The following is a 7709-nucleotide window of genomic DNA, read 5'->3' as shown; positions in this document are numbered from 1 at the left end:
CAACAAAACACTCCAGCAGCCAGGGCCTAGCGGCGGCCGCCCTGCCAGAGTGCGTCAAACGGGGTGTTGCCAGAAACGCGGTTGCGGATGCCTTCGGTGACAAACGCCTTGGCTGTGCGGGCTGCCTCCAGCGGGGTAGCGCCCTTGGCCAGCTCTGCAGTTACGGCTGCGGCCAGCGAGCAGCCCGCGCCGGAGACCGCAACTTCGCCGATCTTCTTCTCGCGCAAGACCTCGAGGGTCGTGCCATCATAGAAAACGTCCACGGCGTCTTCGCCAGCGATGCGGACTCCACCCTTGGCCAGGACCGCCGCGCCGGAGACCTCGTGGATCTTCTTGGCGGCTTCGATCAGATCATCTTCAGTGGTGATCTTGATTCCCGAGAGCTGTTCAGCCTCGAAGTGGTTCGGGGTGACGAACGTCGCCAGTGGCAGCAAGGCAGCCTTGAGGGCTTCGTCGGTGTCCAGCGCGTGGCCTGGTTCCTGGCCCTTGCAAATCAGCACCGGGTCGAGCAGTACGTTGTCCCACTGCTGGGACTTCAACGCGGTGGCAACGGTGTTGATCGTTGCTGGCGAGCCCATCATGCCCAGCTTGACCGTGCTGAGCTTGTCCTCGTAGCAGGTCTGGATGGCTTCGAGCTGATCTGCAATTACCTGCCGGTCAACGGGAACGAAGCGGTGGTTCCAGGAGTCCTTGGGATCGAAGGAGACGATGCAGGTCAAAGCCACGATGCCGAAGGTTCCCAGTTCCTGGAAGGTCTTCAGATCGGCCTGGGCGCCTGCGCCGCCAGTGGCTTCGGAACCAGCGATGGTCAGGGTCATGGCTGGAGAGGCAGTGTTTGTATTAGTCATAGTCTCAATTGCGGGTAGTGCGGGTAGGGAATGGGATTAGCCGTGCTGCCAGAAGCTGAGCGTGGTCGCTTTGGACCAGCCTTCGGGAAGCTGCTGGGCGTGTTCTGCGGTGGCTACCAGCAGCAGCCAGGGCAGCCCGTGGCCGAAAGCTGCGCCTGCAAAGTTAGCCAGTACCGCGCGGCGAGCCGCATCGGGATCAGCGGGGGAGAAAAGGTCCGGGTCGGTAAGCAGGCCGTAGTTTTCGCCGTAGCGCATGCGTCCTCGGGCGACCGGACGGTCGAAGTCGGTCACCTCAACGACGTCATAATTATCCATTGGAGCCTCGAAAAGCCCGGACGTATCGGCGAGCTTGACTACCTGCTCGACGTCGTCGGGCTTGCCGGCCAGCAGATGCATGGTCGTGCTTTGCTGCCAACCCGAAGTGGCGAGTTCTGCAGCGGTGCTGTCGTTGGGAGTGCCCAAGAGGATCAAGCGCTGCGCGTCCTTTGGCGCGGACCAGGAAGCATCAGGCCAGTAGCGGAGGATTTCCACGTCTTCACCGTCTTGATTCACCGAACGAATCTCGTGCTGGTTCGGGAAGGAAGCAATGCGATCACGCAGCGTGGCGTAGTCGTGGGTCCAGCTTGGCAGTGCTCGTGCCATTGCGCTCATAGTGCTGCATTCTCCTTTGGTTCGCTAGGGATCACCTATCGGCATGTTTGACTTTACGCCTTAAGGCGCGGTGATACGGAACTCTGTGTCAGAGTGTTTGCCGGCTCGCGCAATCCGCGGCTTTTCAGGAGGCTTTCGGCCGTCTCAGCGGTGAAGGATCTGCCATGGACACCTCGGCAATCCCTGCTGGCCCTGGATCCATCAGTGCCAGCACATCTTCAAAGAGCGAGCGCACCACAGGCAAGCGGCAGAGCACCGCGAACTTGGCGGCAACCGGTGCCATGTTCTTCATCAGAAGCCTGGATCGGCGCTGCTGCGGCGACTGGTCGAAAGCCCACGCCGAGAAGATCTGGCGGGAGACCAGCAGCAAGAACTTCGGCAGATCGCGTCGTATGCCCAATGGGGGCAACGGGCGGGATCCGGAAACGACCTTCTCCCATATCTCCAATTCAATGCCGGAAATCTCGTCGTTTCCCATATCGCGCGCGAGCATCAGACGCAGGAACGCAGGCCCGAAATCGTGATAGGGAGCCAACGCTTCGACGCCCGTGTCGAGTACTGCGCGGATGTTGGCTTCGAGGGTATTTCCCTCTGCGAGCATCCCCGCGCAAAGATCATATTGCTCCCTGCGCAGGTTCAGCAGCAGCTGGGCAACGATCTCCTCTTTGGACTTGAAGTAGTAGTACGCATGCGACAGGGAAACCCCTGCGTTCGAAGCAATGGCACGCATGCTCGAGGCTTTATATCCGTCCGTGGCAAAGCACTCCAAGGCAGTTGCCAAGAGCTTGGCTTGGGTCTGCTGGCCTTTTTCGGTGCGTGGTTGCGTTGTCATGGAGCCTTTGGATGGAAGTGGGTGGATCCGATTCTACCAATTATTTGAACGCGTTCAAAAAAGGAAAATTTTCATGCTGATGTACGGGAGGACGGTCACTGCACTATTTGTTTCCTCGAATTTATAGTTCGAAGACATTCAAGTGAGATATGAATTTTGGAATTTTTTGATTTCTGAAACATGGTTGGTCTTCAACAGGTGAGAACGTGGCCGCAGTTATGCATGGGATACTTGTTGCGTAAGTGCTAATACAGCGGGACAGCGCGCAGGCATGGAACCTTCACCCTTTTGATTCGTGGGCAGGGCCGTGCCTTTTAGCGATGTCCTGGCGAACCACTTTGACAAGGAAAATTTCATGGGCGATTCCAACGCCAGCAGCAATCTGATTCGAACCAAGAACGCGGTTTTCGCTTCTTCGGGTTCTCCCTACTTCTCCACGGTGCTCACCTTGATGGGCGCGGTCGTGATTCTTTCGAATATCGGCGCCTCCAAAGGTGTCAGCTTCGGTCCGCTGGTCACCGATGGCGGTTTCTTCCTCTTCCCGCTGGCCTACATTCTGGGCGACGTCATTGCGGAAGTCTACGGATTGAAGGCGGCTCGCCGTTCAATCCTGGTGACTTTCGCCTTGGCGTTCTTCGCAGTGTTCTGCTTCTGGGTCATGATCCAATTGCCATCAGCCGAGTTCTACGACGGGCAAGACGCATTTGAGCGCACCCTTGGCCCGATCTGGCAGATCGTCGTCGCCTCCGCCTGCGGCTTCCTGGTGGGGCAGCTGGCCAACTCATGGGTGCTGGTCAGGCTCAAGGAACGCACTGGCGAGCGCGGGCTGATTCTCCGCTTGATCGGCTCCAGCGGTGTTGGAGAGTTCCTGGATACCCTGATCTTCTGTGCCATTGCAGCGCCAGTAATCGGCATCGCCGATGCGCCGACATTCATCAACTACGTGGTGGTGGGCTTCATCTACAAGACTGCCGTGGAGGTCCTGTTTGTTCCGGTGACCTCGATGGTCATCAAATGGTTCAAGAAGCGCGAACCTGGCTACAGCCAAGCTGCCGTCGCAAGCTAGTGATCCTGTGGGCATCATCCGTGAGGGCGATGCCCACAGCTGTATCCGGACACTAGAATCGATGGCATGCAGACAGGTCAAAGCGCTGAAGTTCAGCTAGAAGCACGCGACTTGAGCATTGGCTATCCCAATCGCGTGATTTGCGGGCCGATCAACCTGCAGCTGGCTCCCGGTGCTGGCTTAGGAATTATCGGTGCCAATGGCAGCGGAAAATCAACACTGATCCGCACCATCCTGGGACATCTCATTCCGGTGGAAGGCACCGTCGAGTTCCAAAGCCTTCCCGTGAATGAAAGCTCGGAGCATTTTCGCCGTACCGTCGCAGTACAGGTCACCGACGGCGCCTTCTTCGAAGAACTCACGGTGCGCGAACATCTGGAAATGGTCGCTCGTGGACACGGACTGGATGATTGGGCCCAGTTAGTCCAAGCAGAACTCGACTTCTTCGAAATCACTGCTGCTGCCGATCACCTTCCCGGCGAGCTGTCTTCTGGCCAGCGCCGTAAGCTGCTGCTCGCCGCGGCCTTGATCCGTCCGGCAGAACTGCTGATTCTTGACGAACCGGAACAACGCCTGGACCTGCGTATCAGGCAGAAGCTGTACCAGCGGCTTGCCGGGATACGCGGCAGGGGAACAACTTTGCTAGCGGTGACCCATGATCCGTTGATGCTGCGAAGCTGCGTGGACCAAGTGCTGCTTCTGGATGAAGACGAGGGTGAACTGCTTGATCCGCAGGCGGGGGCGCAGTGGCTTGAGCGCTAGCCGGGTTGCAAGCCATGCCGTTGATTTCAATCCTCGAGAACTGGTCAATAGAGCCAAGAAGCGGCGGAATTTCTCCGAGAAATTCGACAGCTTTTCCGATGCCTATGTCTGGGTGCTGGCCGCGCTGGTGGCGTTGGCCTACCTCTTCAGCGCACTCTTTGGCATGCTGTTTGTGCTCTTGGGCGAGGGCGTAGCGCACCAAGAGCTGCCTAGCGCCGTCTGGCGCTTGCAGGACCTCTCTTTCGTGCTATTGGCCCTGGCCGGTTTGGCAACCTTTCGGCTCATGCTCTATCTGGGGCCTTGCGGGCTCAGCGCGGCCAAGGCCGACTGGTGGCTGCCGTTGCCGGTCAAGCTCCGGGCTATCCGCCAGCCGACGTGGCGAAATGCGGTGCTCATCGGTCTTTTCACGAGCAGCTTTGCCGGTGCGCTGTGGCTGATCGTGATGCTGGGGCTGGCCGGATCGCTCCCGGTACCCGTTGCAGTCCTTGGGCTCGCCTGCTTCGCAGTGGCCGGTGTCGGGCTTGCCAACGCGGCCACGGCGATCCAGGGGAAGAACCAGCAAATAGCTGCGCGACGGATCTGCGACTGGGTGGGCCTCGGGCTGCTCATCGCCTTGGCCGTGTTGTGGATGCTCTTGATGTTCCAGATTCATTGGGCCCAAAGCCTGGTTGGCGCTATGGCTGCGGCCACCTTGGATCCGGCTGCCTGGATGCTCGCCTTGCTCGTTGTCCTGATACTTAGCGGCGCGAGTACGCACGGTGCGTCTCGCCATTTTGACCAGATTCCGGGCCAGGCATTGCGTTTTGCCGGAGAGCACCAGCAATTCGCCGTGGGGACTTTGATGCAGGGCGACTCGCGGGGCCTCTCGGCTCCGGCGACATCCGCTATTAGCCGCAGGCGCGCACGCGGCGGCAAGCTCACCGCCAAGTTGCCGGTGGCGTGGCGCATTCTCTGCCTCCGTTTGCTGAGGGGAGGCCGTTGGCATTCGGTGGCCGGATTCCTGCTCCTGGTTTTCGCGCTGGCCGCCACGGTTCAGCGAATTGCCAACCCGCTGAGCGCAGCGGCCTTTTACCTGGCACTCTGCCTGGTTCTCACCTTGAGCATTTCCGCGACCATTGCACCGCTCGTTTCCGAACGGCAGCTCACCCAGCTTCTAGGGATTTCGGAACAGCGCCTGATGCGGGCAGCAACGCTGTATGCCATGCTCTTTTCAGCCACCGCCTTGCTGTTCTTGACCGGCGGGCTGGGAATGCTGGGCATGATCCAACTGGATCGCATTTGGCTTTGGATCGCCGCAGGCCTGGTCGCCGCGTTGGGGTGTGCTGCGGCAAGCAGTGCCCACGCCAGCAGGGAAGAACGGGACTGGGATGCATTACTCGGGGGAGCCACCAGCGACTCGGCCGTGGCCACGTATCTTTTCCTGGAAACAGCGACTTTCCTTCGGGCAGCTGCCACGTTCTCGCCAATTTTCTTCCTGGTGCTCAGCCCCGGTACTCCCATTCCCCTGTTGCTGTGGATCGCGGCAATGCTCTTTGGTGCAAGTGCCCTGGTTCAAGTTTCCGGCAGGAAGCTGGGCGCGGGGGCGTAGGTAGTCTAGGAGGATGAACGATTTGATTTCCATCCACGAGCCCGATGGGCTTTCCGCAGAATTGCTCTACTCAATACTGAAACTGCGTGCCGAGGTATTCATCGTCGAGCAGCGATCCTGCTACCCGGACATCGATGGCCGCGATCTGGATGCCGGCACTGTGCATCTGGTGGCCACCGAGAACGGGAAAGTGCTGTCTACTGTGCGAATCATGGACAGCGCAAGCGGCACTCCGCGCATTGGGCGGGTTGCAACGGCCGCAGAAGCCCGAAGCCGGGGCCTGGCCGGGGAACTCATGCAGCGTGCCGTGGCGCTTTGCGCTCCGGAGGCGGAGATCCAGCTCAGCGCCCAGACCCAGCTGGAGGGCTGGTATGGAAAGTTCGGTTTCCTCCGCTCCGGAGAAGACTATGACGACGACGGGATCATGCATTTGCCGATGACCCGCGCAGGGCAGGGCGTTTCGGCCTAGAAAAGCCCGAGGCATCGATTCTCCTTGCACTGCCCAGTGTGTGGAGAATCGATGCCTCGACTGCTTTGCGGCCCTCGGCTACAGGGCGGCCGGCTGGCCCTGCGGATCCGGTTCGCCAGCGTAGTAGCTGGAGAGCACCTTGTCCTTGAGCTCGAAGAAGGTTCCGTCCTCGATCGCCTGGCGCGCGGATTCAACCAGCGAAACAGTGAACTGCTCGTTGTGGATGGAAATCAACGTGTGGCTGAGCAGTTCCTTGGCCTTGTACAGGTGGTGAATGTACGCACGGGTGAAGTTCTTGCAGGCATAGCACTCGCAGCCTTCCACCAGCGGAGTGAAATCCCGCTTGTAGCGTGCGCCGGAAAGATTGAAACGGCCCCAAGGGGTATAGAACGCCGAGTTGCGCGCAACGCGAGTGGGCGAGACGCAGTCGAAAGTATCGGCACCATTCTCAATCGCGGTGAAGACGTCATCCGGCTCGGAAATGCCCAGCAGGTGGCGCGGCTTGTTCTCTGGAAGCTCTTCGGCGCACCAGCCGACGATGGTTCCCAGATTTTCCTTCTCCAAGGCGCCGCCGATGCCGAAGCCATCGAAGGCCATGGCCCCCAGGTCCTGGCAGGCCTTGCGGCGCAGGTCCTCGTACTGGGCGCCCTGGATGACGCCGAACAGGGCCTGGTATTCCTTGCCTTCGCGGGAGTCGGTCAATGCAAAGTGCTCGGCAATGCAGCGCTCGGCCCAGCGCCGGGTGCGCTCCAGGGACTCGACCTGGTAGCCGCGGGAATTCTGCAAGGTGGTCAGCTCGTCGAAGGCGAACATGATGTCCGCGCCAATCCGGTGCTGCACGCCCATGGAGATCTCAGGGGAGAAGCGGTGCTTGGTGCCGTCAAGATGGGACTTGAACCAGACGCCGTCCTCGTCCACATTGGCCAGGCGTTCCTTGCCCGGGGCCACAGCGTCGTCCGGTCCAGACTGGTCTACGGACTTCATGTCGATGACCTTCTTGAAGCCCGAGCCCAGGCTCATGACCTGGAATCCGCCGGAGTCGGTGAAGGTCGGGCCCTGCCAGCCCATGAACTTGCCTAGTCCGCCAGCTTCATCGAGGATATCCGCGCCCGGCTGGAGATACAGGTGGTAGGCGTTTGACAGCACAGCCTGCGCGCCAAGCTCCTGGACCTGCACCGGGGTGACTGCCTTGACGGTAGCTTTGGTGCCTACCGCAATGAACGCGGGCGTCTTGACGTCGCCGTGCGGGGTACGGATAACGCCGGTACGTCCCAACATCGGGGAACCGTCCGGAGCGGTCAGCCGGGTTCCGACTTCAAAGCCGAATTCATCCTGGCGGGCATGCGGGGCACTGGGGTCAAAGTTCTTTTCGGACACGTACCAAGTGTGCCGTATTAACCGCGCGGTGAGGAAAACGACAGGGGCAATGTGCGCCAAAACCTAACGCTTCACAAGGCAAAGCGCGAATAATGGAGCGTACGTGTTGTGTCCAA

8 protein-coding genes are annotated in these 7709 nt (G+C 59.9%); 4 read left to right on the top strand and 4 right to left on the bottom strand.

Features of this window, described 5'->3' with window-relative positions:
* Positions 1-26: 26 nt before the first annotated feature.
* The 3 genes from ACNPN0_RS01225 to ACNPN0_RS01215 all read right to left on the bottom strand — a co-directional run bounded on the left by ACNPN0_RS01225 (position 27) and on the right by ACNPN0_RS01215 (position 2331).
* Entirely contained in the window at positions 27-848 is an 822-nt protein-coding gene (locus ACNPN0_RS01225) for a hydroxymethylpyrimidine/phosphomethylpyrimidine kinase (RefSeq protein ID WP_448938475.1), read from the bottom strand.
* Between the two features lie 36 nt (positions 849-884).
* Entirely contained in the window at positions 885-1499 is a 615-nt protein-coding gene (locus ACNPN0_RS01220; protein WP_448938476.1) for a hypothetical protein, read from the bottom strand.
* A 124-nt stretch (positions 1500-1623) separates the two neighbouring features.
* Positions 1624-2331, bottom strand: a complete 708-nt coding sequence (locus tag ACNPN0_RS01215) for a TetR/AcrR family transcriptional regulator (RefSeq protein WP_448938477.1) — start codon at positions 2329-2331, stop codon at positions 1624-1626.
* 355 nt (positions 2332-2686) lie between these two features.
* Here ACNPN0_RS01215 and ACNPN0_RS01210 point away from each other — a divergent pair, with 355 nt between their 5' ends.
* The 4 genes from ACNPN0_RS01210 to ACNPN0_RS01195 all read left to right on the top strand — a co-directional run bounded on the left by ACNPN0_RS01210 (position 2687) and on the right by ACNPN0_RS01195 (position 6216).
* A complete protein-coding gene (locus ACNPN0_RS01210) occupies positions 2687-3397 on the top strand; it encodes a queuosine precursor transporter (protein ID WP_448938478.1) in 711 nt (236 codons plus the stop codon).
* A 66-nt stretch (positions 3398-3463) separates the two neighbouring features.
* Positions 3464-4159 (top strand): ABC transporter ATP-binding protein, encoded by a 696-nt coding sequence (locus ACNPN0_RS01205; RefSeq protein WP_448938479.1) that lies wholly within the window; start codon positions 3464-3466, stop codon positions 4157-4159.
* Positions 4149-5747: a hypothetical protein gene (locus ACNPN0_RS01200; RefSeq protein WP_448938480.1), complete on the top strand. Its 1599-nt coding sequence runs from the start codon at positions 4149-4151 to the stop codon at positions 5745-5747. The genes ACNPN0_RS01205 and ACNPN0_RS01200 overlap by 11 nt, the downstream gene beginning before the upstream one ends.
* 13 nt (positions 5748-5760) lie before the next feature.
* Entirely contained in the window at positions 5761-6216 is a 456-nt protein-coding gene (locus ACNPN0_RS01195) for a GNAT family N-acetyltransferase (RefSeq protein ID WP_448938481.1), read from the top strand.
* A 78-nt stretch (positions 6217-6294) separates the two neighbouring features.
* Here ACNPN0_RS01195 and tgt read toward each other — a convergent pair whose 3' ends face one another.
* Complete coding sequence (gene tgt, locus ACNPN0_RS01190) at positions 6295-7593, bottom strand: tRNA guanosine(34) transglycosylase Tgt (RefSeq protein WP_105658591.1); 1299 nt, start codon at positions 7591-7593, stop codon at positions 6295-6297.
* Positions 7594-7709: the final 116 nt, after the last annotated feature.

It is taken from the genome of Glutamicibacter sp. AGC84, from assembly GCF_053543575.1.
Note: the sequence above shows the minus strand (reverse complement) of the source record. Positions and strands in the feature narration are given on the sequence as shown.

Coding starts and splice junctions, on each gene's coding strand:
- ACNPN0_RS01225 (WP_448938475.1), bottom strand. CDS start 848: ATGACTAATACAAACACTGCCTCTCCAGCCATGACCCTGACCATCGCT.
- ACNPN0_RS01220 (WP_448938476.1), bottom strand. CDS start 1,499: ATGAGCGCAATGGCACGAGCACTGCCAAGCTGGACCCACGACTACGCC.
- ACNPN0_RS01215 (WP_448938477.1), bottom strand. CDS start 2,331: ATGACAACGCAACCACGCACCGAAAAAGGCCAGCAGACCCAAGCCAAG.
- ACNPN0_RS01210 (WP_448938478.1), top strand. CDS start 2,687: ATGGGCGATTCCAACGCCAGCAGCAATCTGATTCGAACCAAGAACGCG.
- ACNPN0_RS01205 (WP_448938479.1), top strand. CDS start 3,464: ATGCAGACAGGTCAAAGCGCTGAAGTTCAGCTAGAAGCACGCGACTTG.
- ACNPN0_RS01195 (WP_448938481.1), top strand. CDS start 5,761: ATGAACGATTTGATTTCCATCCACGAGCCCGATGGGCTTTCCGCAGAA.